Source organism: Paraburkholderia dipogonis (assembly GCF_042680985.1).
GTDB lineage: Bacteria > Pseudomonadota > Gammaproteobacteria > Burkholderiales > Burkholderiaceae > Paraburkholderia > Paraburkholderia phytofirmans.
Window position 1 is genome coordinate 1 of the sequence record NZ_JBHUFR010000030.1, and the last position, 25,499, is coordinate 25,499.

At 64.1% G+C, this 25,499-nt stretch carries 23 protein-coding genes and 1 pseudogene; 15 read left to right on the forward strand and 9 right to left on the reverse strand.

The window, feature by feature from the left end; all coding sequences use genetic code 11:
• The 3 genes from ACFSNN_RS32320 to ACFSNN_RS32330 form a co-directional block, all read right to left on the reverse strand.
• A partial coding sequence (locus ACFSNN_RS32320; protein WP_377779208.1) for a lipocalin-like domain-containing protein occupies positions 1 to 1,052 on the reverse strand: 1,052 nt, incomplete at its 3' end.
• A gap of 485 nt (positions 1,053 to 1,537) precedes the next feature.
• Entirely contained in the window at positions 1,538 to 4,111 is a 2,574-nt protein-coding gene (locus ACFSNN_RS32325; protein ID WP_377690428.1) for an FtsX-like permease family protein, read from the reverse strand.
• Positions 4,098 to 4,835: an ABC transporter ATP-binding protein gene (locus ACFSNN_RS32330; protein ID WP_134464881.1), complete on the reverse strand. Its 738-nt coding sequence runs from the start codon at positions 4,833 to 4,835 to the stop codon at positions 4,098 to 4,100. Before ACFSNN_RS32330 ends, ACFSNN_RS32325 begins: the two co-directional genes overlap by 14 nt.
• A 698-nt stretch (positions 4,836 to 5,533) precedes the next feature.
• Here ACFSNN_RS32330 and ACFSNN_RS32335 point away from each other — a divergent pair.
• The 6 genes from ACFSNN_RS32335 (at position 5,534) to cysS (ending at position 13,004) form a co-directional block, all read left to right on the forward strand.
• Positions 5,534 to 7,090: an NADH-quinone oxidoreductase subunit M gene (locus ACFSNN_RS32335; RefSeq protein WP_134464879.1), complete on the forward strand. Its 1,557-nt coding sequence runs from the start codon at positions 5,534 to 5,536 to the stop codon at positions 7,088 to 7,090.
• A 368-nt stretch (positions 7,091 to 7,458) separates the two neighbouring features.
• Complete coding sequence (cyoA, locus tag ACFSNN_RS32340) at positions 7,459 to 8,358, forward strand: ubiquinol oxidase subunit II (protein ID WP_134464877.1); 900 nt, start codon at positions 7,459 to 7,461, stop codon at positions 8,356 to 8,358.
• A 3-nt stretch (positions 8,359 to 8,361) separates the two neighbouring features.
• On the forward strand, positions 8,362 to 10,350 hold the full coding sequence (gene cyoB, locus ACFSNN_RS32345; protein WP_134464875.1) for a cytochrome o ubiquinol oxidase subunit I: 1,989 nt from the start codon (positions 8,362 to 8,364) through the stop codon (positions 10,348 to 10,350).
• Entirely contained in the window at positions 10,350 to 10,955 is a 606-nt protein-coding gene (gene cyoC / locus ACFSNN_RS32350) for a cytochrome o ubiquinol oxidase subunit III (RefSeq protein WP_012426886.1), read from the forward strand. Before cyoB ends, cyoC begins: the two co-directional genes overlap by 1 nt.
• Positions 10,956 to 11,288, forward strand: coding sequence for a cytochrome o ubiquinol oxidase subunit IV (gene cyoD / locus ACFSNN_RS32355; protein ID WP_134464873.1), 333 nt, complete (start codon positions 10,956 to 10,958; stop codon positions 11,286 to 11,288).
• Between the two features lie 327 nt (positions 11,289 to 11,615).
• On the forward strand, positions 11,616 to 13,004 hold the full coding sequence (cysS, locus tag ACFSNN_RS32360) for a cysteine--tRNA ligase (protein ID WP_134464871.1): 1,389 nt from the start codon (positions 11,616 to 11,618) through the stop codon (positions 13,002 to 13,004).
• A 108-nt stretch (positions 13,005 to 13,112) separates the two neighbouring features.
• Here the strand turns inward: cysS and ACFSNN_RS32365 are convergent, their stop codons facing one another.
• Positions 13,113 to 13,361, reverse strand: a complete 249-nt coding sequence (locus tag ACFSNN_RS32365; protein WP_134464869.1) for a hypothetical protein — start codon at positions 13,359 to 13,361, stop codon at positions 13,113 to 13,115.
• On the opposite strand from ACFSNN_RS32365, the gene ACFSNN_RS32370 reads away from it, so the two are divergent.
• The gene (locus ACFSNN_RS32370; protein WP_166799374.1) at positions 13,360 to 13,509 is read left to right on the forward strand and encodes a hypothetical protein; all 150 of its coding nucleotides are present in this window, start codon (positions 13,360 to 13,362) and stop codon (positions 13,507 to 13,509) included. The genes ACFSNN_RS32365 and ACFSNN_RS32370 overlap by 2 nt on opposite strands.
• Positions 13,510 to 13,682: 173 nt before the next feature.
• Positions 13,683 to 14,075: a carboxymuconolactone decarboxylase family protein gene (locus ACFSNN_RS32375; protein WP_134464867.1), complete on the forward strand. Its 393-nt coding sequence runs from the start codon at positions 13,683 to 13,685 to the stop codon at positions 14,073 to 14,075.
• A gap of 94 nt (positions 14,076 to 14,169) precedes the next feature.
• Here the strand turns inward: ACFSNN_RS32375 and ACFSNN_RS32380 are convergent, their stop codons facing one another.
• From ACFSNN_RS32380 to ACFSNN_RS32395, 4 genes are all read right to left on the reverse strand, one after another.
• Positions 14,170 to 14,862: an HAD family hydrolase gene (locus ACFSNN_RS32380; protein WP_134464865.1), complete on the reverse strand. Its 693-nt coding sequence runs from the start codon at positions 14,860 to 14,862 to the stop codon at positions 14,170 to 14,172.
• Positions 14,863 to 14,973: 111 nt separating this feature from the next.
• Positions 14,974 to 16,416: a cytochrome-c peroxidase gene (locus ACFSNN_RS32385; RefSeq protein WP_134464863.1), complete on the reverse strand. Its 1,443-nt coding sequence runs from the start codon at positions 16,414 to 16,416 to the stop codon at positions 14,974 to 14,976.
• 201 nt (positions 16,417 to 16,617) lie between these two features.
• Positions 16,618 to 18,384, reverse strand: a complete 1,767-nt coding sequence (locus ACFSNN_RS32390) for a phospholipase C (RefSeq protein WP_134464861.1) — start codon at positions 18,382 to 18,384, stop codon at positions 16,618 to 16,620.
• Positions 18,385 to 18,578: 194 nt separating this feature from the next.
• On the reverse strand, positions 18,579 to 18,785 hold the full coding sequence (locus ACFSNN_RS32395) for a hypothetical protein (protein ID WP_134464859.1): 207 nt from the start codon (positions 18,783 to 18,785) through the stop codon (positions 18,579 to 18,581).
• Here ACFSNN_RS32395 and ACFSNN_RS32400 point away from each other — a divergent pair.
• The 7 genes and pseudogenes from ACFSNN_RS32400 to ACFSNN_RS32430 all read left to right on the forward strand — a co-directional run bounded on the left by ACFSNN_RS32400 (position 18,784) and on the right by ACFSNN_RS32430 (position 24,219).
• Complete coding sequence (locus ACFSNN_RS32400) at positions 18,784 to 19,104, forward strand: YXWGXW repeat-containing protein (RefSeq protein WP_134464857.1); 321 nt, start codon at positions 18,784 to 18,786, stop codon at positions 19,102 to 19,104. The two genes, ACFSNN_RS32395 and ACFSNN_RS32400, sit on opposite strands and share 2 nt — an antisense overlap.
• A gap of 332 nt (positions 19,105 to 19,436) precedes the next feature.
• A pseudogene (locus ACFSNN_RS32405) lies at positions 19,437 to 20,024 on the forward strand (RNA polymerase sigma factor); the annotation flags it as partial.
• On the forward strand, positions 20,021 to 20,449 hold the full coding sequence (locus ACFSNN_RS32410; RefSeq protein ID WP_134464854.1) for a hypothetical protein: 429 nt from the start codon (positions 20,021 to 20,023) through the stop codon (positions 20,447 to 20,449). The pseudogene ACFSNN_RS32405 and the gene ACFSNN_RS32410, both read left to right, overlap by 4 nt.
• A complete protein-coding gene (locus ACFSNN_RS32415; RefSeq protein ID WP_134464852.1) occupies positions 20,446 to 20,964 on the forward strand; it encodes a periplasmic heavy metal sensor in 519 nt (172 codons plus the stop codon). The genes ACFSNN_RS32410 and ACFSNN_RS32415 overlap by 4 nt, the downstream gene beginning before the upstream one ends.
• Before the next feature lie 73 nt (positions 20,965 to 21,037).
• Positions 21,038 to 22,618, forward strand: a complete 1,581-nt coding sequence (locus tag ACFSNN_RS32420) for a DUF1800 domain-containing protein (RefSeq protein WP_134464850.1) — start codon at positions 21,038 to 21,040, stop codon at positions 22,616 to 22,618.
• A 5-nt stretch (positions 22,619 to 22,623) separates the two neighbouring features.
• Positions 22,624 to 23,772 carry a DUF1501 domain-containing protein gene (locus ACFSNN_RS32425; RefSeq protein ID WP_134464848.1) on the forward strand — a complete coding sequence of 383 codons (1,149 nt, stop codon included), beginning with the start codon at positions 22,624 to 22,626 and terminating at the stop codon, positions 23,770 to 23,772.
• Between the two features lie 231 nt (positions 23,773 to 24,003).
• A complete protein-coding gene (locus ACFSNN_RS32430; protein WP_134464846.1) occupies positions 24,004 to 24,219 on the forward strand; it encodes a YXWGXW repeat-containing protein in 216 nt (71 codons plus the stop codon).
• A gap of 23 nt (positions 24,220 to 24,242) precedes the next feature.
• Here the strand turns inward: ACFSNN_RS32430 and ACFSNN_RS32435 are convergent, their stop codons facing one another.
• Complete coding sequence (locus tag ACFSNN_RS32435; protein WP_134464844.1) at positions 24,243 to 25,487, reverse strand: MFS transporter; 1,245 nt, start codon at positions 25,485 to 25,487, stop codon at positions 24,243 to 24,245.
• Positions 25,488 to 25,499: the final 12 nt, after the last annotated feature.

The window sequence follows — 25,499 nt, forward strand, 5'->3', positions numbered from 1 at the left end:
AACGCGTTCGCGTAGCCCGTCAGTTCCAGATAGGCCCGTCCGACATCCACACCTTCGCGGCTTACCCGCACCGCGCCTTCCCAGTACACCGCGCCCGTCGATTGCCGCGAATCGAGCTCTTGATCGTCCATCAGCGGATCGAGTTTCCAGGTCAGCAGACCGGTCTTGACCGCCATCGAGACGGGATAAGAAGTGTTCGTGCGGGGCGAGCGCCATGTGCGAAGCGGCGTAAAGTCGACTTGATCGGGACCGAATGTCGTCACCTCGCCGTCGGGTTTGCGAAATGCCGCATGCGCCCAGACGGCATGTCCGTCGCGACTTCGCACCTTGAATGCCATCAGCGCAGAGCCGTCGGCGAGGTTGGCGCCCAGCCAATCCCAGCCTACCGCGTTGGCGTCGAGCAACGTGCTCGACCATTCGTGATCGAGCCAAGCCATTCCCGTTACAGCAGTCTCGCCACGCGACGGACCGCCTGCCGCGACCGGTCGAACCACGCCGCCCGTTACGCGCAATTGCGGCTCGCTGTAGTAATAACTCGCCTGCTCAGGCCGCGGACCTTTGCGTGAATAGCCGCGTTCGCCCTGAATCAACGGTCCCTGCGTCGGTGTCAACTTGAGATGCAGCGAAAAGCCGTTCGCATCCGCAACGACATCGTAGTGACCGTCGGCAGCCCGAATCATTTTCCATGCATCGAGTTTGACGTCGGTGTTGACCGGCTTCGCATACGCCAGACCGAAGCCTTGACGGGCAATGCGCTGCTCATGCGCAAGATGGCCGAGAGAGGGATCGCTTAACGCGGCATGGGCAACGATCAATTGCGAAGGCGCGAAAGCACTCGGATCGGCGGCATCATGCCCGGTTGCGGAACGGAAGAATGTGATCTGAAATCCGAGCGGCTGATTGTCCGGCGTGGTGAGCCAACCCGTCGTATACCACCACTCGGTGCGAAAGGCCGCGTGCGCACCGGTGTCTTGCGGCAGGGAGATTGCGTGATCGGATGTGACCGCTGCGAATTCGGGCGACGCGGCGAACGTGGGCGACGCACTCAGCATCAAGATGGACAGCAAGCCGCAAATACGCCGACCTATGCGCCGATTCGCCATGCGAGCGGGCTTAACCGGCGGCTTGCGTGCAATCGACATGCAGTCCGGCACGTTCCGGTCCGACGCCGCGCGCGTCAGCCGCGGCGCACGTGATCGCAGGGCGACATCCAATCCGCCACTGGCGACAGCCAGGCAAGCCGAAATCCATGACACTTCGCGCCCCATAGACCCGTCGCCCGGTACATTCTCCCCCCAAACCACGCCCATCATCCACAACTCACGCACCTGCAGAGCGACGCAATACCCGCCGCCAGAGGCCAAATCGAAGCGCGCTCCCGCCCAAGACACCTCGCGCCCAATCAACGCGTCCTTCGACGAATTCCCGTCCAAAACCACAACCACCATCCCCGACTCACGCCGCCGCAAAACGCGATCGAAGCGCGCCGCCACCGCCCGCATAACCCACCGCGTCAAATCGCGCGACAAAAACCGCATCACCAATCCTCCTTCACGGCGCGCACGGCATCCACCGATACCGCGCCGCGTCCCGCGATCACCGCCGTCGAACACGACGAAGCGAGCATCACCACCGCGACGGTAGCAAGCGCCATCCACGGCACATGCAGTGACATGCTCCAGTGAAACGACTGCGGATTGACGACGAACACCAGAATCAGACTGATCGCAAATCCAAGCGCGAAGCCCAGTGCAATGCCGCACGCGGTGAGCATGCCGCCTTCGAGCGCGAGAATGGCGAGCACCTGCGAGCGCGTCACACCGACATGCCGCAGCATGCCGAACTCGCGCGAACGAGCGAGCGTCTGCGCGGAGAACGTCGCTGCCACGCCGAACAGGCCGATCACGATAGCGACCGCTTCAAGAAGATAGGTGACCGCAAAGCTGCGATCGAAAATCACCAGCGTGCGCGCGCGGATTTCACCGGGTAGCGACAAATCCAGCGATGCCCCGAAGGGCAGTGCGCGCAACGCCGCGGCCACCTGATCGACACTCGTCCCCGGCTGAACGGTGACGGCGACATCGGTCGCACTCATGTCACCGGTCAAGCGCCGGAAATCGGCAAGCCGAATCTGAATGGCGCCGGTCTGCCGCACGTAATCGCGCCATACGCCTGCCACCACGAACACGTGGCCGCGTTCGCCGAACGGCAATCGAACTCGCTGAGCCAGCTTATATCGATACAGGTCGATCATTGCTTCGGATACCCAAACAGGTGTTTCGCCGGCGTGAAGTTCGGCAGGGGGCAGGACGGCTCCGGTCATCTGCAGATTCGCGCCTGGATCGGCCGCATCGATCTCGCGCGCGAGCAGCGCAATGTCCGGCCGCGCAGGGTCGAGCGTCAAATGCGAAGTGCGGGCGAATGCCGCTGTCTTGATGCCGGCAACGGCCGCGAGCCGGCTCTGTTCGTCCAACCGCAAACCGCCAGTATCGCCGTTCGGCGCCACGCGGACATAGAGATCGGCGGAGAGCAGATGAACCAGCCAGTCTTCGACGGAAACCCGGAAGCTGGCAACCATAATGGCCATCGCGACGATCAGCGCAAAGCTCGACAGCACGCCGCCCATGGCGATCGACGCATGCCCAGGCGCATTCGCGAGACGCGCGAGCGCCAGCGTGCCGGCCGCGCCGGTCCGGCGCCGCGCGGCGAAAGCACGGCTCGCCGTGCCGAAGACGAGCGCGGTCACGCGCGGCATCAGCGCAATTCCGCCGACCAGCAGCAATGCGACGGCCAGATAGCCGCCGATCGGCGCATCGAACAGCGGCGGCAACTGCGTGAGCGCTGCGGCGGCCAGCAGACACAGCAGGGCGGGCCACGGTGTGGCGAGCCGTGCCAGCGCGCCTTCTTCAGCGCCCGCCTTGAGCGCCGTGGCCGGCCGCGCACGCGCTGCTTCCAGCGCGGGGGCGAGACTGCCCAATACCGATACGGCCAGCCCGAGCATCAGAAACAACGCGCTCGCCAGCGGTTCGAAACCGACTTGCGGTTGCACGCCGGGAAAGTAGCCGCCGCCCAGATCGCTGCCGAAAAAATGCAGCGCGCCGCTCGCCATCGCGTAGCCGAGCGCGAGCCCCGCGAACGAGCCGAGCAGGCCGAGCAGCGCGCCCTCCATCAGGATCTGGCGCAGCAGTTGGCCGCGCGTCAGCCCAAGCACGCGCAGCATGGCGAATTGCGCGCGGCGTCGCACGACGCTCAGCGCCTGCGTCGAAAACACCAGAAACGCGCCGGTAAACAAGGCCACCAGCGCGAGCACGTTCATATTGATCCGATACGCCCGCGAAAGGCGATCGGTGCGGCTTTCGGCATCGCGCGTTTCGGCAATGATCCACTGGTTGCCGAGCCGCGCTTGCAGCTCACGTCTGAAACGCTCGCGATCGACGCCGCGTTCGAGTTGCACGTCGACTCGCGACAGCTTGCCCAATTTGCCGAATTTCCACTGCGCGGCGGCGATATCCATGACGGCGAGCCGCTGGCCCGGCCGTGTTCTCACGATGCCGCCCGCCACGCGCAAATGCACGATCGAGGTGCCGCTTCGCAGCGGCACCTCGTCTCCCGCTTTCACCTTCAGCCATTGCTGGGCCGCTGTCGAGAGAAATACGGTGTCGGCCGCGAGGCTGTCGAACGGCTTATCCGGCGACGGCACGCCGATCAGATCGGGCGCAATACGGCCCGCTTTGAAAACGTCGATGCCGAGCACCGGCAGTGCGGCGCTCCGGTTGGGTACGGTCACATCGAGTGCGAGCACGGGACTGGCCAGCGCGACTCCGGGCGCATTGGCGAGCAGCGGATAGATGGCTTCGTCGACTAACGGTTGGGCGCCGCGCACCTGCAGATCGGCTTCGCCCGACAGGCTGCGGGCCGCCGCGGAGAACTCACTGAAGGCCGCGCTGTTGATCAACTGCACGGCGTAACCCAGCGCAACGCCGAGCGCGATCGTTGCAATCGCAACCAGGGCGCGCCCGCGATGGCTGCGCCATTCGGCGCCCAGCAGCCAGCGCGCGAGAACACGATGGCCTCGCAAGCGCGGCAGAGGGCGAGAATCAGCGGACATCATCGGCGGAAGGCGTGCGGGTATGGGAGTTGAAGGTCGAGGCTGTAGAAGGAGGCGCCGCATGCAGACCGCCGTCGCTCAGGATCAGAATGCGGTCGGCGACGGCCGCGGCGGCTTCCGAGTGCGTCACCATGATCGTGGCCGCGCCCGTTGCCTTGCTTTGCGCGCGGAACAGGCCGAGCACTTCGTGCGCGGTATCGGGATCGAGGTTGCCCGTGGGTTCGTCGGCGAGCAGCAGTTTCGGGCGATGCACCAGCGCTCGCGCAATCGCGACTCGCTGCAATTCGCCGCCCGAGAGCTGACGCGGAAAATCGTCGCCGCGTCCGCCCAATCCGACCGCCGCGAGCATGTCGAGCGCGGCGGCTGTGGGCAGTTCGTTGAGCAGCAGCGGCAGCGCGACATTCTGCGCAAGCGTCAGATGCGGCAGCACGTGAAACGCCTGGAAAACAAAGCCGAGTTTTTGCCGTCGCAGGCGCGTCGCCGCGTTGTCGTCCAGATGCGAAACGGCGCTGCCGTCGATGATCACCTCGCCGCTGTCCGCACTGTCGAGGCCGGCCACCAGATTGAGCAGCGTCGATTTGCCGACGCCGGAATCGCCCATGATCGCGACGAACTCACCCGGTCCGAGTATGAAATCCAGTCGCGCCAGCACGATCCGGCCTGCGCCGTAGGTCTTGCTGAGCCCGCGGCACTCTAGAGCGGGAACGACGCCTTCGTCACGTAGCATGCGTTTTCCGAAAAGTGTGGCCGGCGAGGGCGGCGTCCGGGCGGGCGAAATGCGGACCGGCAAGCGGTGCACGCGTGCACGAACATCGGTCCTTGAATCGCCGAAGTATATTCGGCTTCTCTAAGGCACGCAGACGGCCACGTGCACAGGGTCCGGCCTAAAAAAACCGAACCTCGCTCAACCGTGCTCGGAAAAATTTCAGCGTCGCGATGCAAATTATTTAGAGCGCGCGATCAAAAAATTTTTCTGCGCGTCGACGAGGAAAATTTTCTCTGGACGCGTGAAACCCGTGCCTCCACAGCACCATACGTCAGCATGTTCCATTCCGAGCCAAGATGCTCACCGACGCACTGGCGCAACGGTTCCCAAATCATCGTCAATTGCGCGCTTTTTCGCGCAAAATTTGCCACTGCGAAACCACGCCGACGTGTTTGTGCATCTGCACATTTTTATCCATTTCGCAAGCGTGGGCGTCGCAACAATACATTGCCAGTGGCTTTGCAGCATTGTTGCGCTGCAAAAGTATTCTTATCTTGGTAATCTCCCACCCTTGGTCATTCGACTGCGGGTAAACGTGTAGCGGACAACCCCGACTCCACGTCAATTTCAGCGAAATCCAGCCTACATATCCATTTCAGCGCTTTTCATTTTGAAAGCGTTGATGCGGCGTTTTGTACTTCAAGTTTTCGATAGAGCACATGCCATTGCCTCTTCTTAGCCTTCTAATCTGGATTCCTATTGTCGCCGGCGTGGTGGTTTTGCGTGCCGGATCCGACGCGGCACGCAGTCGCACCCGGTGGCTCGCGCTGATCGGCGCGATTGCGGGTTTCCTGCCGGTGATTCCGCTGGTGTCGAATTTCCGTAACGACGTCACGTCGATGCAGTTCGTCGAGAACGCACGCTGGTCGCCCAGCTTCGATATCGCCTGGCATGTGGGCGTGGACGGAATCTCGCTGTGGCTCGTCGCGCTGACCGCGCTCACCACGATCATCATCGTGGTCGCCTCGTGGGAATCGATTACCGAGCGAACCGCCCAGTATTTCGGCGCGTTCCTGATGCTGTCGGGTTTCATGCAGGGCGTGTTCACCTCGCTCGACGGCATGCTGTTCTTCATCTCGTTCGAAGCGACGCTGATTCCGCTGTATCTGCTGATCGGCACGTGGGGCCAGTCGAACCGCTCGTACGCCGCGGTGAAGTTCTTCTTCGTGTCGTTTCTCGGCTCGCTGCTGATGCTCATGTCGATGCTGTATCTGTACAGCCAGACGCACAGTTTCGACCTCGCGCTGTGGCGTGAGACGCACCTCGGCACGTGGCCGCAGGTTCTGATCTTCCTCGGTTTCCTCGCCGCGTTCGGCGTGAAGGTGCCGATGTGGCCGCTGCACACGTGGCTGCCAGACGTCCACCTCGATGGTCCGACGGGCGCCGCCGTGATGATCGGCATGCTGAAGCTGGGCGGCTACGGTCTGCTGCGTTTCGCTTTGCCGATCGCACCGCAAGCCAGCCACTTCTTCGCGCCGATGATGATCACGCTCTCGCTCGTCGCTGTGATCTACGCGAGCCTGCTCGCACTCGTGCAAACCGACATGCGCCGCCTGCTCGCCTATTCGACGGTCGCGCACATGGGCCTCGTCACGCTCGGCCTGTTCGTGTTCAACCGCATCGGCCAGGCCGGCGCGATCGTGCAGATGCTGTCGTACGGCGTGGTGTCGGGCGCGATGCTGTTGTGCACGGGCATGCTCTACGACCGCACCAAAACCGCGTCGATCGCCGAGTACGGTGGTGTGGCCAACACCATGCCGCGCTTCGCCGCGTTCGTGATGCTGTTCTCCATGGCCAACATCGGCCTGCCGGGCACCTCGGGTTTCGTCGGCGAATTCATGGTGCTGATGGGCGCGATCCGCTTCAATTTCTGGATCGGCGCGATGGCGGCCACCACGCTGATCCTGAGCGCGGCCTACACGCTGTGGATGTACAAGCGCGTGATCTTCGGCGCGATCGCCAACGCGCGCGTCGCGAGCCTCAAGGATCTCGGCAAACGCGAGTTCGTGCTGCTTGGCGCGATGGCGCTGCTGGTGCTCGCCATCGGCATCAATCCGAAGCCGTTCACCGACGCGATCGATCCTTCGGTCGGCACGCTGCTCGCGCAGTCGGAGCGCTCGGCGCATCCGTCGGACAATGCGCCGGCTGATGGCGGTGAGCATCTGCAAGCCGCAGTGCCGGCACCGGCGGCTGCGACGGCCCGCTCCCCGGGCTGATCGAACGAGGATTGCGCAGGCGCAGCATTCACTCGGCGAATGCCGCGCCGTCAACGCGCTTTTCCCTTATGGATCAAGTCTCTGTGCACGCATGACACGCGGCGCGGCCACTCAGGCCGCGTTGCGTTTTCGCGCTTGTTTAAAGGGGTTTTTCGCGTTTCGTCGGCATTTCGATACTCGGCAAGTGGCATTGCAAACGCTCATCCGCGCGCGGCTATGCGGCAACGTGTCGCACGGTGCTGCGACGCAATAGATCGTTGCTAAATCGAGTGTTTATTACGGCCTTGCGTGCCCCTATTATGCGAGCGCTTACTATTGGAGAGCGGTCGAATGACGTTCGTTGAAGACGTAAAAAAGAGGCAATGGATATGAAAGGAAAGACTCTGCGAGGGTCGATGAGTTTCATTTCCGCGAGCCTCGTGTTGTTGCTCTCGGGTTGCAGCAACCTCGATATTCTGAATCCGAAGGGGAGCGTGGGTCTGGCGGAACGCGAGCTGATCGCCACGTCCACCTGGGCCATGCTGATCGTGGTCGTTCCGGTGATCGCGCTCACGCTGCTGTTCGCGTGGCGTTATCGCGCGTCGAATAAAGCTGCCGAATACCGCCCGGGCTGGGTGCATTCGACCGGTATCGAAATCGCCATCTGGACGATTCCGACGCTGATCATTCTGTTCCTTGCCGTGCTGACGTGGAAGACCACGCACGAGCTCGATCCGTACAAGCCGCTCGAGTCGCAGGTCAAGCCGATCAACGTCGAAGTCGTCGCGCTCGACTGGAAGTGGCTGTTCATCTATCCGGACCTCGGCATTGCGTCGGTGAACCAGTTGGCGTTCCCGGTCGGCACGCCGGTGAACTTCACGATCACGTCGGACACGGTGATGAACTCGTTCTTCATTCCGCAACTCGGCGGCCAGATCTACGCGATGGCGGGCATGCAAACGCGCCTGCATCTGATCGCGGACGAAGCCGGCAACTACGCGGGCGCCTCGGCGAATTTCAGCGGCAAGGGCTTCTCGGACATGAAGTTCCGCGCGCTCGCCACCTCGCCTGACGAGTTCAACGCATGGGTTGCGAAAGTGCGCGCTTCGTCGGACAACCTCAGCATGGACCGTTACCACACGGTGTCCGCGCCGACCGAAAAAGAGCCGGTGCGCTACTTCTCGAGCGTCGATCCGAAGCTCTTTCACAACATCATTGCCCGATACAACAACGGCAACGTCCTCGACAACATGAAGGACGCCAACTGTGCGCCAAAGGGCAAGGGGTAACGCATGTTCGGTAAACTTTCACTAGACGCGATTCCGTACCACGAGCCGATCATCATGGTCACGGCCGCGATGATCGCCATCGGCGGTGCGACGCTGCTGGGTTTGATCACCTATTTCGGCAAGTGGCGCTATCTGTGGACCGAGTGGCTCACGTCGGTGGACCACAAGAAGCTCGGTGTGATGTATATCGTCGTGGCGCTGATCATGCTGTTCCGCGGCTTCGCGGACGCGATCATGATGCGTCTGCAACAGGCGCTCGCTTATGCGAACCCAGGCTACCTGCCGCCGCATCACTACGACCAGGTGTTCACGGCGCACGGCGTCATCATGATTTTCTTCATGGCGATGGCGTTCATGATCGGCCTGATGAACATCATCGTGCCGCTGCAAATTGGCGCACGCGACGTCGCGTTCCCGTTCATCAACTCGCTCTCGTTCTGGATGACCGCGGTCAGCGCGATCCTGATCAACATCTCGCTGGTGATCGGTGAGTTCGCGCAAACGGGTTGGCTGGCGTATCCGCCGCTCTCCGAACTGCAATTCAGTCCGGGTGTCGGGGTCGACTATTACCTGTGGAGCCTGCAGCTCTCCGGTATCGGCACCTTGCTGACCGGTGTGAACTTCTTCGCGACGATCGTGAAGATGCGCGCGCCGGGCATGACGTTCATGAAGATGCCGGTGTTCACATGGACGGCGCTCTGCACCAACGTGTTGATCATGGCTTCGTTCCCGATCCTGACCGTGACGCTCGCGCTGCTGGGTCTGGACCGCTACCTCGGCATGCACTTCTTCACGAACGATGGCGGCGGCAACGCCATGATGTACCTGAACCTGATCTGGGCCTGGGGTCACCCCGAGGTGTACATCCTGATCCTGCCGGCGTTCGGTATCTTCTCGGAAGTCGTGGCGACCTTCGCCAAAAAGCCGCTGTTCGGCTACAAGACGATGGTGTGGGCGACCTGCGCGATCATGGTGCTGTCGTTCCTCGTGTGGCTGCATCACTTCTTCACGATGGGCTCGGGCGCGGACGTCAACGCGTTCTTCGGTATTGCCACCATGGTCATTGCAATTCCGACCGGCGTGAAGGTGTTCAACTGGCTGTTCACGATTTATAAAGGCCGGCTGACATTCACGCCGCCTATCCTGTGGACCATCGGCTTCATGATCACCTTCACCATCGGCGGCATGACCGGCGTGATGATGGCGATCCCGGGCGCGGACTTCGTGCTGCACAACAGCCTGTTCCTGATTGCTCACTTCCACAACGTGATCATCGGTGGCGTGCTGTTCGGTTATCTGGCCGGCTTCAACTACTGGTTCCCGAAGGCGTTCGGTTTCAAGCTGAACGAAAAGCTGGGCAAGGCATCGTTCTGGTTCTGGCAGATCGGTTTCTGGGTGGCGTTCACGCCGCTGTACGTGCTCGGCTTCATGGGCATGACGCGCCGTATCAACCACTATGACAACCCGCTGTGGCATCCGTGGCTGATCCTGGCCGCGGGCGGTGCGGCGCTGATCGCTATCGGTATCGCGTTGCAGGTGTTGCAGATCGTCGTCAGCATTCGCGACCGCAATCTGCCGCAGAACCGCGACGTCACGGGCGATCCGTGGAACGGCCACACGCTGGAATGGGCAATGAGCTCGCCGCCGCCGGTCTACAACTTCGCGATCATTCCGACGGTGCACAAGCTCGACGCGTTCACCGACATGAAGTCGCGCAAGGATACGCAAGCGAAGCCGGTGTATCGCGACATTCACATGCCGTCGAATACGTCCGCGGGTGTGATCGCCGGTCTGTTCTCGCTGGTGCTCGGCTTTGCCGGTGTCTGGCACATCTGGTGGCTGGCGATCGTCGGCCTGGTCGGCGCGATCGGCACCGTGATCGTCTATAGCTTCCAGAAGAACGAAGGCTATTACATCCCGGCCGCCACGGTCGCGGAAATTGAAGAGAAACGCTCTGGCGCTGGCGCGCGGGTCGCGTTGGAGGTGGATTGATGTTGACCAAGACTATGGATGCGCACTCGCATCACGACGCGGACCACGTACCGTCGCAATCGGTGTTCGGCTTCTGGCTGTATCTGATGACCGACTGCATCATCTTCGCGGCGCTGTTCGCCGTGTTCGCGGTGATGGGCCACCAGTTCGCGGGCGGTCCGAGCGGCAAGGATCTGTTCGAGATTCCGGGCGTCGCGCTCGAAACGACCATGCTGCTCCTGAGCAGCATCACGTACGGCTTCGCGATGCTCGGCGCGCACAAGAACCGCAAGGGCGTGCTGCTGTTCTGGCTCGGCGTGACCTTCCTGCTCGGTCTCGCGTTCCTCGTGCTGGAACTGCGCGAGTTCTCGCACCTGATCGCTGAAGGCGCCGGTCCGAGCCGCAGCGCGTTCCTGTCGTCGTTCTTCACGCTGGTCGGCACGCACGGCCTGCACGTCACATGCGGCCTGATCTGGATGGTGGTGCTCGCCATTCAGGTGATCAGCCATCGTGATCTGACCGAACGCGACATGATCCGCCTGACGTGCCTGAGCCTTTTCTGGCACTTTCTGGACGTCGTGTGGATCGGCGTCTTCACCTTTGTCTATCTCGCGAGCGTGATCTAAATGGACCATAGCCATAACGCCGACGCAGGTGAAAATCACGGCAGTATCGGCAGCTATACGACGGGCTTCATTCTCTCCGTCGTTCTGACCGTCGCCGCTTTCGGCCTCGTCATGACCGGCACGTTGACGGGCGAGAACGCGCTGCTCGCGATCGCGGGCCTCGCGCTCGTGCAGATCGTCGTGCACCTGATTTTCTTCCTGCATCTGAATACGTCGTCGGAGCAGCGCTGGAATGTGATGGCGTTCGCCTTCACGCTGCTGACCGCGATCATCGTGATCGGCGGCACGTTGTGGGTCATGCACAACGTCAGCATGCACATGATGTCGCGCTGAACGAACGAGCATTCCGTTCGAAGCGAAGCCCCGCAAGGCGAAAGTCCTGCGGGGCTTTTTTCATGCGACGAACGCGAGCACGCTGGCGGCCTGACGCGCGCTGAAGATTGACCGAACCGGCAAACCCGCGTTAGGATCGTTGCCATGATCGCTTCTATCCTTTCCCGCCTGCATTCTTTGCGCGCATGCTGTCACGGCCTGCCGAGGGGAGCTTGCGTCTAGCAAGTCGATCTGCGCGCATTCGCATCCCTGAGGCCACCCGTCACGCGACCGGTGGCCTTTTTGCTTTTGAACGCTTTTTGAACACCCGGCGCCTGGAGACATCACATGCCGCTTCGTCTGTACGACACCTGGACGCGCACCGTGCGCGAATTCACGCCGATTCATCCGGGTCACGTCGGCCTGTATTGCTGCGGCCCGACGGTGTACGACCACGCGCACATCGGCAATCTGCGGACCTACGTGTTCGAAGACTTACTGCGGCGCGCGCTGGTGTTGAACGGATATAACGTGCGGCACGTGGTGAATATCACCGACGTCGGCCATCTCGTATCCGACGCCGACGAAGGCGAGGACAAGATGGAGAAGGGCAGCCGGCGCACCGGCGAATCGGCGTGGGCGATCGCCGAGCGGTACACGGCGGCGTTCATGAACGACTGGCGCGCGCTCAATCTGCTGGAGCCCGCGCTCTGGTGCCGCGCGACGGATCACATTGCGGAGCAGATCGATTTCATTGCCGAACTCGAGCGCAACGGCTTTACGTACCGCACGGCCGACGGCGTCTATTTCGACACCAGCAGGCAGGATGACTACGGTTATCTGGCGCGTCTGGATGTGGCGGGCTTGCAGGCGGGCAAACGTGTCGCGTCCGGCGAGAAGCAGCGCGCGACCGATTTCGCGCTGTGGAAATTCAGTCCGCCCGGCGCCACGCGGCAAATGGAGTGGGACAGTCCGTGGGGGCGCGGCTTTCCCGGCTGGCATATCGAGTGCTCGGCGATGTCGGCGAAGTATTTGAGCCCATGGTTCGACATCCATTGCGGCGGCGAAGATCACATTCCCGTGCATCACAGCAACGAGATCGCGCAAACCCAGGCGCGCCACGGTACGCGTCTGGCCAACTTCTGGATGCACGGCCATTTCCTGTTGCTGGACGCCGGCAAGATGTCGAAGTCGGGCGGTGACTCCTTACGTTTGCAGACGTTGACCGAACGGGGCAACGACCCGCTCGCGTATCGCTATTTATGCCTGAGCGCGCATTACCGCAGCAGCTTGCGTTTCAGCGAGGCCGCACTAGATGCCGCGCAAGCCGCACTGGACCGTTTGCGCCGCAGCTATGCGCGATGGCCGCAAGGCGGCACGCCGGACGCCGCGAGCTTGGCGCGCTTCAAGGCAGAGGTCGATCACGACCTGAACCTGCCGCGCGCGCTCGCAGTGCTGTGGGACGTGGTCAGAAGCGATCTGCCGCCGGCAACGCGAAGGGCGAGCGTCGATTGCTTCGACGCCGTGCTTGGACTGGGTCTCGCCGATTGGAAGGACGTCGATACGCCCGAGCTTCCGGCGGAGATCGCGGCCCTCGCGGATCAACGCGAACGAGCCCGCGCCGCGAGGCAATGGAGCGAAGCGGATCGTCTGCGCGACGTGATGACGGCGGCCGGCTGGCTGGTGGAAGACAGCGCGGGTGGCCAGATATTGCGGCTGCGTGATCAGACCGGGTAGCACGAAAAAAAGGCGTGGTGAGCGCGTTCAGGCTTGCGCGCTCGCCACGCCACGGCGCAAACAGGCGGCGCCGTTTGCCTTTCGGCCTGCTGCGGCACTACAGCGGCACTACAGCGGCACCACCTTCAGTTCCTTGTGCGGAGGCAAGCCGTCCAACGGGAAGTAGACCGGTCCGCAGCCGAAATGAACCGGCGGGCATGGGCTCCAGCCGCGTTCGATGTGCATCGGCTGATCCAGTCCGCCACAACCGGAAGGCGCCTGGCGTGTCAGGCAGCCAGTGCCGCCGCGAACGGATAGCGATACCGCGCGGTCGAGTTCGTCGAGGCGGGCGAGGTCTTTGAGGACGAGCGTTTTCATGGTGGATCTCCAGCGGAGTGAGTGCATCGAGGTGGATCGAGGAGAGCGGAAAAATGCCGCGCTCACGTCGCCTGAATGCACGCACCATGCCATCGGCGCCAAAGCGGCGCGCCATGTGCTTTTCCGCGATTTCCCCGCCGTGGTGTGATGGCGAGCGGCCAACTCGGTGCATAACGAGTGTCGGCAATTCAGCGACATCCGTCTGCCGCGTCATGCAGTTGTGAGGCGCGCTGAAAACCACGTCACAATAGACCGCTACAGCGAACCGTGCACAAGGCGCGCAGGGTTCACGGAATCTCGTCAGCAAGGAAAGGAGAACGCATGAGCCAGCCCAAAGCCGTCGAATACGCCGCGGCGTCGCCGGAAGTCAAAGCCGTGTACGACGATATCAAGCAGACCCGTCAGGTCGACGACGTCAACAACTTCTGGAAGTACATTGCCCAGCATCCGCCCACTCTCGCGCGCACGTGGGACAGCCTGAAGGACGTAATGGCGCCCGGCGCGCTCGATCCGCTCATCAAGGAGTTGCTCTACGTCGCGGTGAGCGTGACGAACAATTGCGGCTACTGCGTGGCGAGTCACACGGCGGCCGCGCGCCGCGCCGGTATGACCGACGAGATGTTCGGCGAATTGCTCGCGGTCGTAGGTATGGCCAACGAGACGAACCGGCTGGCAGTGGGATACCGCGTGCCGGTCGATCCGGCTTTCGAGTAGGCGCGGCGGCAAGCGTCAGAGTCGGCGCGATATCTCCGCGCCGTCGTCAAAGCGGGCTGCGGCGCGCAGGCCAGCGCCGAAGTCGGCACCTTCGTCAGTGCGTTTGAGCGCGCCATTCCGCCAGCAAAGCGGGCAACGCGCCCATGTCCCTGAACACATGCGCGGCACCCGCGCCATGCAACGCGGTCGCGCTGCTGTGGCCGAGTTCGAGCGGACAATAACCGAACACCGTAGCGCCCGCAGCCACACCTGCGGTCGCTCCTGTCACGGTGTCTTCGATCACCGCGCAGCGGCGCGGATCCACATCCAGCGCAGCGGCCGCCGTCAGATAGACGTCAGGAAAGGGCTTGCTGCGAGGCATTTCATGGCCGCTGAAAATGCGTCCTTCGAAGCAGTCGAAAATGCCCGCCTTCACCAACTGCATTTCCACCTTGATACGATCCGCGCCAGACGCCACCGCAATGCGCCCGTTCAGCGCCGCATGAAGCGCGCGCACCGCATCCGGCGCGCCGGGAATCGCGACCAGTTCAAGATCCAGCGCCGCATTGCGTCGCTCGCGAAACTGCATGAGCCAGTCGGTCGTGATCGCGACGCCGGTGCGCGCTTCGATCAGCGCGGCTTCGTCCCGAACCGCTTTGCCGACGAAAATACGCATGGTCTCCTCGACGTTCAAATGCCAGCCCAGCTCGCCGAGCATGTCGGTGAGCACGCGGTTGGTGATGGGTTCGGAGTCGACGAGCACGCCGTCGCAGTCGAAGAGTACGGCGTCGAAGGGGAAATCGGCCATCGGGCAGGGGACGGATAAAGTTCGCGGAACCGGCAAGGATACCTCACCGGCTCGCGCGCCGCAGCGCAAAGGCCGCGTGTGCGGCCTTCGCAGCGCGACGACACACGCAACTCAGTTCCTGTACCCGTCGCTCAGCGTCTTCATGAACGCGATGATGTCCTGAATATCCTCATCGCTCATTGCCGGTTGATCGCCGAACTTGCGGTCGAACGGCGCATCGGCCACGTCCACGTTGGCGTGGTATTGAGCCGGCAGATCGTTGTACTTCTGCACCTTGCCCGACGCATCGCGCGGATAGATTTTCTCCGGCGACGTGTTGCGCAGATTGTAGAAGTCCATCACCTGCTTGAGATCGTGGTACACGCCGTTGTGGAAAAACACCTTGCGTTCAGCCGAATTCCGCAGCGTCGGCGTGAGGAACATGCCGCAATACTGTGTCTGTTTGGCGAGGTCGCCGCGGAACGGGCCGCACACGCCCATATCGAAGAACTTCGCATCCTTGTTGGCCGGAATCGCCGGATTGCGCGGCACGCCGAGCGCTTCGTATTGCGTGTCGGTGAACACCGGCGGCAAGCCGTCCTTGCTCGGCTGGCTCAAGTGGCAGCCGGCGCAGTTCGCCTTGTCCTTGTCGTTGAACAACTGCAAGCCGTGCAGCTCGGCGTGCGTCAAGCGCGCCTTGCCTTCGAGCCAGTAGTCGTACTTGCTGCTGAAAGCGTGGAACGACTGATCCTCGATCTGATAACGCCCCACGGCGAACATCGCCTCGGACACCATCAGGCTCGGATTGGTGACGATACCCGGTCCGAAGATCTGCTTGAATTGATCCACATATTTGGTCGCCAGCAGCTTGTGAGCGACATCTGCCGGCGTTGCGTTGGCCATTTCCACCGGGTTGGTCAAAGGTCCGAGTGCCTGGTCCTGCAAAGTATCGGCACGGCCGTCCCAGAACAAGCCGCCTTGCGGCACCATTGCCGGAGCGGCGGGCGCGGCGAGCGCCGTCTTCTGCGCGCGCTGCACGCCGGCGGCTTGCGTCGCCAGTTGCGTCATGTCCACCGGCACGTCGGTGTCGCCCTGATCCGGACCGATGCTGAACGGCGCCTGACGGTACAGATACGTGAGCGACGGCGGCGGACGATAACCGGCCTGGTTCATATGCGCGCCGCCGAGTTGCACCGGGAACGCGTTATCCGGCGCATACGAATGCTGCGGCGAGTGACACGAAGCACACGATTGCGTGCCCGAGGCCGACAAACTCTGGTCGAAGAAAATCTGTTTGCCTAGCAGCGCCACGGCGCTCAGCGGCGCATTTTGCGGACGCATCAACGCTACCGGATGCGGATTCGCGCCGGTGATTTCCTCGACGATCTCGCCGATAGCGGACGGCGCGCGCTCCGGGTACACGAGCGCATACGCGCAATAGACGACGATCGCGAGCACGATACCGGCCGCGCTCCACGCGAGCAGCCTGAGCCACGAGCGGCGGGTAATCACGGGGCCGGGCTCGCCGCCCGCGGGCAGATGCGAAGGCAAGGCGGCGTCAGAAGGATGGTTCATGGCGGTGATGACAGATGATTCGATCGGCTGCGATAAAAAAGCAAAATCGAGCCAGCACGTATGCACTGGCTCGACGCCCAACTACGACTCGGAATGCGTGACGCTTTTCACTGCGCGCCGTCGCGTTGCATGTGGCACGCATGCGACTCGTGCATCACGCAACGGCAAGCGGAGGAGAAGAGCGCCAGGCACGTCCGCGGATCAGATCGCCGGCGCGGCTGCCAGCTTGGTACCCAGGTTCTGATCCAGGAACAGCGTCGGATTGTTGCCGGAGCCCGTGAAGTTGAACATGTTCATGATGCTGCCCGCCGTCGCGTCGAACGAACCGCCGCCAAGACGTTGACCGCCCAGCCAGTTGTCCTCGATAAAGCGCACCACGGAAGCCTGGGTGATCGGCGTATCGTCGACGAAATTGACCTTGGCCCACGGCGACACCACGATAAACGGCGTACGCGTACCCGGGCCGCAACGGCCGTTCACCGCGCCGCCGTTCACGCCTTGCGGCTGCACCGCGCCCGCTGCCGTGCATTGACCCACGCCGCTCAGGTTGTCGGAGCCCGCCACCGACTTGCCGCCCGCGGATTGCGCCGTGGTCGAATCGAACGAGGCGCTCGTCGGTGCCTTGAAGCGGTGGTCGTACCAGCCGTCCGAATCGTCGTAGGCGATGATCACGGCGGTGTTCTTCCAGTCAGGCTGTTGTTGCAGGAAGTTGATCACCTTCGTCACGAAAGCCTGTTCGTCGATCGGGTCCGAATTGCCCGGATGGCCGTCGCCGATCGCCGGCGCCTTGAGGAAGTTGACGGACGGATAGTTGCCCGCCTTCACCGCGGCGAAGAAGTCGTCGGTGTCGTACTGGTGGTGCACCGGCGTTGCCGTGTTGTCGAGCGGATCCGTGGAGCCGATCACCGCCGCCGACGACGGACGCGTATGCGCCAGGTTGGCCGTGCTCGCGTAATACTGGAACCACGCGTGATGCTGCACGTAGTCGGCCTTGGTCGCGTTCAGCACTTGCGAGAAGGTCGAACGCGCGCAGCCGGTCGTGCCGTTGGCGTTGGTGGTCTGCAGGTTGAAGCCGCCCATGAAGCCGCCCCACGTCAGACCCTTCGCGTTGAGCAGGTCGCCGATGTTCTTGTTATTCGACGACATCACCGCCGTCGGCGAGCTCTTCGCCGCGATCGTGCAGACGTCGCCCGTCGGGTCGAGGTCGCCGATCATCGTGAAGCCGCCCGCGGAGTCCGGAATCGCGTTGGGCGAGGTGCCGCCCGTCACGACCGCGCCGTTGTTCTGGCCGGACACCACTTCGATCGCACCCGGCGTCGACGGACCATACGTGTCCGTGTACGCGTTCTGGTTCATCGCGAAGTTCTGCGCGTAGTTCCACATGGCCGTGACCGTGTTGCCGTCGAAGTAGCCGAGCACCTGGCCCTTCGTGGCGAACGCGCCGGTGCTGCCGGCGATGGTCGAGGTGGCTGCCGTGAACAGCGGGAACGCGTCCATCGCGCCGTTGTTATACGCGAGTTCTTCGGCGGCGTAGGCGTGGTTCTGGCTCGACGTATTGGCTTGCGAACGGTCCAGGCGGAACGGCAGCAGATCGGCTGCCGGCAAGCCGAGGCCCGCGATCGTCACGCTGCCGACCGTCCGGCCCGCCGTGTTCGGCGAGGTGGCCAGCGCGTTCGGGTTGGCCGTGATCAGGTTGTTGCTGCTGAGGTTGTTGACCGTCGGCGTGCCGGCGGCTGCCGCGAATTGCGGCTCGCCGGTCGGGTTGGACGCGTTCGGGTAGGTGCCGAAGTAGTGATCGAACGAAACGTTCTCGCCGAAAATCACCACCACGTGCTTGATCGGCGTGGCCGTGGCCACCGCGTCCTGTGCCGATACCACCGGCGCGGGCGAGTTCACGCTGTTGTTGCCGCAAGCTGCGAGCGTAAGCAGCGCCGCAAACGGGATGGGTAAGAGAGTTCTACGGAACATTTGAAAGGCTCCAGATTCGACTTCGCCGTTCAGCGTTTGCATCGACGCAGGTGTGGATGTTTCGCTGGGGATATTGTTAGAAATACAGCTGGTGCTGGTAGTCTCACCGCGACAAACTGCGCGCATTGGACCATTCGTTAATTAAGATTTCGGGGCGTGAACCTTACCGAAGCCCTTGTCTTTTATTCATTTGCCTAACCTTTGCTGTCGTTCTGCTGACGCCGCATTGCAATGCGGAACCGGCTGCGACGCTGCGCCTCGCGTTTCACCGCGGTTTTTCCCGCATCCTTCTTTCCTTTTTGATTTTTCACACCGCAGCAGCGACGGATTGTTGTCGCTGCTGCGTTCAACAGGAAACGGAGCCGCTTTCCGGCTTCGGCTTTAATGGGAGAAACCAACATGACATCCAACAAACCGGTTCGCCTGCTTACCGCCATGCTGACTGCCGCGCTGACCGGCGCCGCCACGTTCAGCGCCGCGCCCGCCTTCGCGCAGGCAGTGATCGTCGCGCCGATGGCGCCGCCGCCGGCGCGCGTCGAAGTGGCGCCCGCGCCGCGTGCGGGTTACGCATGGGATCCGGGCCACTGGCGCTGGGTGCAGGGCCGTTATGTGTGGGTGGGCGGCCACTGGCAGGCGGTGCGCGTCGGTCATCGCTGGGTGCCGGGACACTGGGTGGCGCGCGGTCCGAACTGGCGCTGGGTGGAAGGCCACTGGGCATGACCCGCGAGCGCCAAGGCGGTCGATTTTCTTCGACCCGCTGCGTTCTCCAACCAGGCAGACTGCTATGAAAACGCTCGTGATGATTTTGCTGGCGGCCACGCTCGCCGGCTGTGTGGTGTACCCGGCGCGGCCGGCCTACTATCGGCCGGCGGTCGTCGTATATTGATTGCGCTTATGCATGGCGAGACGCGCCGTCTTCGCCAACCGCGCGCACCGTTCGAACCGGTGCGCGTGCAACCATTCATGTGAGGTGTAGCCGGCATGAGAGGCATTGGAAGGAGCGGCTTGTGCGCGGCTGACGTCCGTCCCGCGGCGCGTTTCATGCGGCGCCACGCACTCGCGCCGAGGAGCGCCATGTCTTGAGCGAACGCGACCCCGACGCGCAATTGCTCGAACAGATCGGCCGGCAGGATCCGGCCGCCGTCCGCTCGCTCGTCGCGCGCAAGCTGCCGCGTCTGCTTGCGCTTGCCACCCGCATGCTGGGCGACCGCATGGAAGCGGAAGACGTGGCGCAGGAGGTGTTCGTGCGCATCTGGAAGCAGGCATCGCGCTGGCGGGAAGGCGAGGCGAAGTTCGACACGTGGATTCATCGCGTCGCGCTCAATCTCTGCTATGACCGGCTGCGCGGCCGGCGCGAAGAGCCGCGCGACGAGATGCCCGAGGAGGCCGATCCCGCGCCGCTGCCCGAGGCCGGACTCGAAGCGCGCGCCCAGGACCAGCGGGTTCGCGACGCCCTCGCCGCGTTGCCGGCACGCCAGCGCGAGGCGCTGGTGCTCAACTACTACCAGGAAATGTCGAACATCGACGCCGCCGCCCTGATGGGCATCAGCGTCGACGCGTTGGAAAGTCTGCTGGCGCGCGCGCGCCGCAATCTGCGCGCTCAACTGGCCGGCAGCGGCCTTAGCAAGGACAAGTCATGACGCCCGAAAGATTTCAGCAGATCGTCGAGGCCTACGGCGCCGAGCCGCGCCGCTGGCCGCAACAGGAGCGTGCGGCGGCGCAGGCGTGGGCGCACTCGCATCGCGCCGAAGCCGACGCGCTGCTGGCGCAGGCGGCCGGCGTCGACGCGTGGCTCGCCGCCGACAAGGTCGAGCCGCCGGGCGCGGCCCTGTTCGAGCGCGTGCTCGACAGCGCGCCGGTGCGGCAGCCGGTGGCGCCGCGACGCCGCCTGTGGTGGTCGGGCGCGGCGGTCGCGGGCGTTGGGCTGCTGGGCGGCTTAGCCGGCGCTTTTGCCGTGTCGTTCTTCGTGTTGACGGAGACCGCAGCGCAGGCACCGCTCGCGCATGAGTCGTCTTATTTGACTTCGAGCTTCGGTGGAGCATCTGCCGATTGGAGCGACGAATGAACGGCCGATCGTGGAAAGTGGTGCTGGTGGCCTCGCTGGTGCTGAATGTGTTCCTGGTGGGCGCGATCGTCGGGGGTGCCTATCAATGGTTTGCCGCGCGCGGCGCAACGGCGCCCGTGCTGGCGCAACAGCGCGCGCTGCGCTTCGCCGCGCAAACGCTGTCCGCCGAGCGCCAGAAAGCCTTTATCGACGGCCTGAAAGACGCGCGCCGCGACGGCCGGCAATACGCGCGCGAAGGCCGCGAAGGGCGTCGTGAAGTGTTGCGTCTGCTGGCGGCGCCGCAGTTCGACCGTGCCGCGCTGGACGCCGCGCTCGAACGCACGCGCGAGGCCGACAGCCATCTGCGCGCGCAGGTGGAAGGCAGTGTGGCCGACTTCGCGGCGACCTTGTCGCCCGAGGAGCGCGTTCAATTCGCCGACAGCCTGAAGCTGCGTGGGCAATGGCGCGAACCCGTGCCCGCGCTGAATGCAAAGAAGCCGGCGAATCAGGCATCGAGCGAGACTTCGGGCGAGTAAAAAAACTGCAGCAGCTGCGACGGAGTTTCGCGTGACAGCCGTTTAAGGACTATCCACAGCCGAAGAGGATGGTATGGCCAACTCACCGAACCTGAACGCCGCGGCGATTGCGCTGAACCGCTTCGGCCTGGGCGCGCGCGCCGACGACACGCCGCCCGCCGATCCGAAAGGCTGGCTGCTCGCGCAGTTCGAACAGTACCAGGCACGGCCGGCCGCGTGGGCGAATCAGCCCGACTCGGTGGCGCTTTCTACTGAACTCGTGCAGCAGCGCATGCAGTTCAATCAGCAGGCTCGTCAGAGTGGCGGTGAGGGCACGGCGGCGAGTCGCGCGAACGCGCAAAACATGGCCGTGCCTGACGGGCAAACCCGTGCTCAGGCAAACGCACAGGCAAACCCACAAACAAACGCGCAGGCAGACACGCCCAACTCAACGCAAGCGAACGCGCAAACCGCCAGGCAGGCCGAACGAAAAGCGATTCGCGGCGAAATACTCGACATGTACCGCTCATCGGTGAATGCACGGGTGACGAGTGCGCTGACCACGCAGACGCCGTTCATCGAGCGGCTGGTGCATTTCTGGGCCAATCATTTCGCCGTCTCCACCGAGAAGCCCGGCGTCGCGGCGCTTGCCGGTTCGTTCGAGGCCGAAGCCATTCGTCCGCACGTGCTGGGCCGCTTCGAAGACATGCTGGTGGCCGTCGAACGTCATCCGGCCATGCAGGTGTTCCTCGATCAGACGCGCTCGGTCGGACCGGACAGCACGGCGGCCATGCGCGCCGCGCAGCGCAACCCGGAGCGCAAGCGCGGTCTGAACGAAAACCTCGCGCGCGAAATCATGGAGCTGCACACGCTCGGCGTGCGCAGCGGCTACAGCCAGGACGACGTCACCGAATTCGCCCGCGCGCTGACCGGCTGGAGCGTCGTGGGCAATCCGGCCAACCCCGGCAATGCCGGCAACGCGGGCCGCCTGGCCATGCAGCAGAACGCCGCGCCGGGCACCTTCGTGTTTCGCGCCGCGCTGCACGAACCCGGTTCGCGGACCATCATGGGACGCCGCTACGATCAGCCCGGAGAAGAGCAGGCGCTCGCGATCCTGCACGACCTCGCTAGCGCGCCGGCGACCGCGCAGCACATCGGCGGCAAACTGGCCCGTCATTTCGTCGCCGACAATCCTTCGCCTGGTGTGAGCGAACATCTGGCCAGCGCGTTCGAGCGCAGCGGCGGCGATCTGCCGGCGGTCTATCGCGCGTTGATCGACATGCCGCAAGCGTGGTCGCCCACCGCCGTGAAATTCAAAACGCCATGGGAGTGGACCATTTCCTCGATGCGCGGCCTCGGCTGGCAAGACCTCGGCAGGCTGCAGACGGCGCCCATTCTCACGCAGCTCGGTCAGCCGGTATGGCGTCCCGGCTCGCCCGCCGGTTACGACGACATCGCTGCGAGCTGGGCTGCGCCCGACGCGCTAGTGCGCCGGGTCGAAGTGGCGCAGCGGTTCGCGTCGCAAGTCGGCGACCGGCTCGATGCGCGCGCACTCGGCCAGACCCTGCTCGCCGGTTCGCTCAGTGCGCCGACGGCCACGGCTGTATCGCGCGCCGAAAGCGCGTCGACGGCGATCGCTTTGTTGCTGGTCTCGCCGGATTTTCAACGGAGATGAATGCCATGCTGTCACGCCGCAAGTTTCTGAGCGTCGCCGCCGCGGGCGCGGGCGCGATGCTCGTGTCGCCGCACATCGCGTTCGCGAGCGTCGCCACCGAGCGCCGTTTCGTGTTCGTGATCCAGCGCGGCGCCGCCGACGGTCTGAACATCGTCGTGCCGTACGCCGAACCGGCCTACGCCACACTGCGCGGCGCGCTTGCCGTCGACACGTCGAACGCGCCGCGCCTGGACGGCAGCTTCGCGCTGCATCCCGCGATGGTCCAGACCGCCGCGATGTATGCGAACCATCAGGCGCTGTTCGTGCATGCGGTGGCGTCGCCGTATCGCGATCGATCGCACTTCGACGGACAGAACGTGCTCGAGACCGGCGGCATCTCGCCGTATCAGATGAAAGACGGCTGGCTGAACCGGCTCGTCGCGCAACTGCCCGCCACGCGTGAGAACGCGATCGCGTTCGCGCCGACCGTGCCGATGGCGTTGCGCGGGCCGGCGGCGGTGACGTCGTATGCGCCTTCGGCGCTGCCGCAAGCCCCTGACGATCTGCTCGCGCGCGTCTCGCAACTCTACGATCAGGACGCGCAGTTGCGTCCCCTGTGGGAGTCGGCGATGACCGCGCGCGGCCTCGCGGGCGACGCCGGCGCGCGCCAGGATCCGGCAAGCCTCGGCAAGCTCGCCGCGGGTTTCCTGTCGCGCGAGAACGGGCCACGCATCGCAATGATCGAAACCGGCGGCTGGGATACGCACAGCGCGCAGAACGCGCGCCTCGGCAACCAGTTGAAGGCGCTCGACACGATGCTTGCGTCGTTGCGCGACGGCATGGGCCCGCTGTGGAGCAAGACCACCGTGCTGGTCGCGACGGAGTTCGGCAGAACTGCCGCCGCCAACGGCACGGGCGGCACCGATCACGGCACGGGGTCGGTCGCGATGGTGCTCGGCGGCTCGGTGCAGGGCGGACGCGTGATTGCCGATTGGCCAGGTCTCGCGCCTCACAATCTGTACGAGGCGCGTGATCTCAAGCCGACTACCTCGCTCGACGCGTTGATCGCCGGCACCGCGAGCGAAAGTCTCGGGCTCGATCCGCAGCGCACGGCGTCCGCGCTGTTCGGGCAGACGTCGGCGGGGCGGCCGCTGAGCGGCATCGTGCGCGCGTAGTGGTGGCGCACGGACACTGAGCGGATGCAGCGAATCGATCCGCTTTCGTCCATGTTGCCGGGCATAGATCCGCCAACGGAGCGGTGCAAATGATGTCGTTCAAAGATCGGCAAAGCGAGCCGCTCACATGAAGTAACCGGCGAGCCGGCATGTTGCCGGGACACACGTTGTCATCCAGCGAGCGGGCAAGATGACCGGCTCACATCAAACGAAAACACTCAGGAGAGGAACTTGAAAATCAAATCGAACGTACGCGTCGCATCGCTCGCAGCTCTTTGCGCCGCACTGTTATCGGCCTGCGTGGTCGAGCCCGCGCGGCCACCGCAACCCGAGCCGCTCGTCGAGGTGGTGCCCGCCGCGCCCGCGCCCGGCTATCACTGGGTGAAGGGCCATTATCGTTGGGAAGGCAATCATTGGGCGTGGGTGCCGGGACATTGGAGAGGATGACGAGGCAAATAGCGGCCGGCGTTCTAACGCCGGCCGCCCGCAAGCCGTCGCGCATCCGGCAGGCGCCGTAACCGCGCCATCGCGATACAGCCGAGCAGCGGCCCGACGGCAAGCATGCTGAAGGCGCCGCGCCAACCCGCCAACGCGACGACGTCCGGTACCAGATGAATGCTCACGAGCGTCAGCAGAAAACCCGCGCAGGTCTGCGCGGTCAATAACGTGCCGATCGACGCCGGCTCGGCGAGCTCCGCAATGCTCGCCGAGAACTGCGCGGAATCGGCGATCACGGAAATCCCCCAGCACAGCGCCACGCAGCCGACCAGCCAGACCGGCGCGCCGAGCAGCCAGCCCATCAAGGCCGCGCACGCGCCGCTCACGGCCATCGCGCCGATCGTCACCGTGGTGCGGCCGAGCCGGTCCGCCAGCACGCCGCCGAGCCACGCGCCGAGCGCGCCCGCCGCGACCGCGCCGAAGGTGAGCCATTCGGCCGCCGCGCGCGGCTCTTGCATGCCGGCTGCCGCAAAGCTCGCTTGCAGGAAGACGGCGAGCCACGCCCACATCGCGTACAGCTCCCACATGTGGCCGAGATAACCGAGGTTCGCGAGCCGCAGCGCGCGGTTGCGCCAGGCGCCGGCCAGCGCGGACCATTCGATGCGCGTCGCGCGCGCCATATTCGGCCCGACGCCGCACAGCAGAATCGCGACGCCCGCCAGCAGCGCACAGCACGCCGAGATGCCATAGATCGCGCGCCAGTTCGAACCGCCGAGCGCCGCCAGCAGATGCGGACTCGCCGAGCCGAAGGTCAGCGCGCCGACCAGCAGTCCGATCAACAGACCGAGATCGCCTTTCGCCCACGTCGCCGCGAGCCGCATGCCGACGGGATAAACGCCGGCCATGCAGATGCCAGTCAGCAGCCGCAGCAGGATCGCGAGCGGGCTCGCGGGCGCGAGGAAGACGAGACACGCGGTGGCCGCGCCCGCCGTCAGCGCGCTGAGCATGAAGAGCCGCCGTGGATCGAAGCGGTCGGCAAGGGAGAGCAGGGCGCTCGTGACGGTGCCGGCCACGAACCCGGCCTGCACGGCGCTGGTGAGCAGGGTCGCTTGCATGGCGGACAGACTCTCGGCCTGCCTGACGATCGCCACCACCGCCGACGATGAAAACCACACGCTCATCGCGCCCACCTGGCAGAGCAGCAGAATCACGAGCGAACGCGTCTTGCCGGCTGCCGCGCGGCTCGGTCGATGCGGGTTTGCCGAGGCTTCTTTCATGCGAGTGTTGTG

What these genes read in the sequence shown, in the direction of transcription:
- ACFSNN_RS32325 (WP_377690428.1), bottom strand. Translation starts at nt 4,111, where the DNA reads ATGATGTCCGCTGATTCTCGCCCTCTGCCGCGCTTGCGAGGCCATCGT.
- ACFSNN_RS32330 (WP_134464881.1), bottom strand. Translation starts at nt 4,835, where the DNA reads ATGCTACGTGACGAAGGCGTCGTTCCCGCTCTAGAGTGCCGCGGGCTC.
- ACFSNN_RS32335 (WP_134464879.1), top strand. Translation starts at nt 5,534, where the DNA reads ATGCCATTGCCTCTTCTTAGCCTTCTAATCTGGATTCCTATTGTCGCC.
- cyoA (WP_134464877.1), top strand. Translation starts at nt 7,459, where the DNA reads ATGAAAGGAAAGACTCTGCGAGGGTCGATGAGTTTCATTTCCGCGAGC.
- cyoB (WP_134464875.1), top strand. Translation starts at nt 8,362, where the DNA reads ATGTTCGGTAAACTTTCACTAGACGCGATTCCGTACCACGAGCCGATC.
- cyoC (WP_012426886.1), top strand. Translation starts at nt 10,350, where the DNA reads ATGTTGACCAAGACTATGGATGCGCACTCGCATCACGACGCGGACCAC.
- cyoD (WP_134464873.1), top strand. Translation starts at nt 10,956, where the DNA reads ATGGACCATAGCCATAACGCCGACGCAGGTGAAAATCACGGCAGTATC.
- cysS (WP_134464871.1), top strand. Translation starts at nt 11,616, where the DNA reads ATGCCGCTTCGTCTGTACGACACCTGGACGCGCACCGTGCGCGAATTC.
- ACFSNN_RS32370 (WP_166799374.1), top strand. Translation starts at nt 13,360, where the DNA reads ATGGTGGATCTCCAGCGGAGTGAGTGCATCGAGGTGGATCGAGGAGAG.
- ACFSNN_RS32365 (WP_134464869.1), bottom strand. Translation starts at nt 13,361, where the DNA reads ATGAAAACGCTCGTCCTCAAAGACCTCGCCCGCCTCGACGAACTCGAC.
- ACFSNN_RS32375 (WP_134464867.1), top strand. Translation starts at nt 13,683, where the DNA reads ATGAGCCAGCCCAAAGCCGTCGAATACGCCGCGGCGTCGCCGGAAGTC.
- ACFSNN_RS32380 (WP_134464865.1), bottom strand. Translation starts at nt 14,862, where the DNA reads ATGGCCGATTTCCCCTTCGACGCCGTACTCTTCGACTGCGACGGCGTG.
- ACFSNN_RS32385 (WP_134464863.1), bottom strand. Translation starts at nt 16,416, where the DNA reads ATGAACCATCCTTCTGACGCCGCCTTGCCTTCGCATCTGCCCGCGGGC.
- ACFSNN_RS32390 (WP_134464861.1), bottom strand. Translation starts at nt 18,384, where the DNA reads ATGTTCCGTAGAACTCTCTTACCCATCCCGTTTGCGGCGCTGCTTACG.
- ACFSNN_RS32400 (WP_134464857.1), top strand. Translation starts at nt 18,784, where the DNA reads ATGACATCCAACAAACCGGTTCGCCTGCTTACCGCCATGCTGACTGCC.
- ACFSNN_RS32395 (WP_134464859.1), bottom strand. Translation starts at nt 18,785, where the DNA reads ATGTTGGTTTCTCCCATTAAAGCCGAAGCCGGAAAGCGGCTCCGTTTC.
- ACFSNN_RS32410 (WP_134464854.1), top strand. Translation starts at nt 20,021, where the DNA reads ATGACGCCCGAAAGATTTCAGCAGATCGTCGAGGCCTACGGCGCCGAG.
- ACFSNN_RS32415 (WP_134464852.1), top strand. Translation starts at nt 20,446, where the DNA reads ATGAACGGCCGATCGTGGAAAGTGGTGCTGGTGGCCTCGCTGGTGCTG.
- ACFSNN_RS32420 (WP_134464850.1), top strand. Translation starts at nt 21,038, where the DNA reads ATGGCCAACTCACCGAACCTGAACGCCGCGGCGATTGCGCTGAACCGC.
- ACFSNN_RS32425 (WP_134464848.1), top strand. Translation starts at nt 22,624, where the DNA reads ATGCTGTCACGCCGCAAGTTTCTGAGCGTCGCCGCCGCGGGCGCGGGC.
- ACFSNN_RS32435 (WP_134464844.1), bottom strand. Translation starts at nt 25,487, where the DNA reads ATGAAAGAAGCCTCGGCAAACCCGCATCGACCGAGCCGCGCGGCAGCC.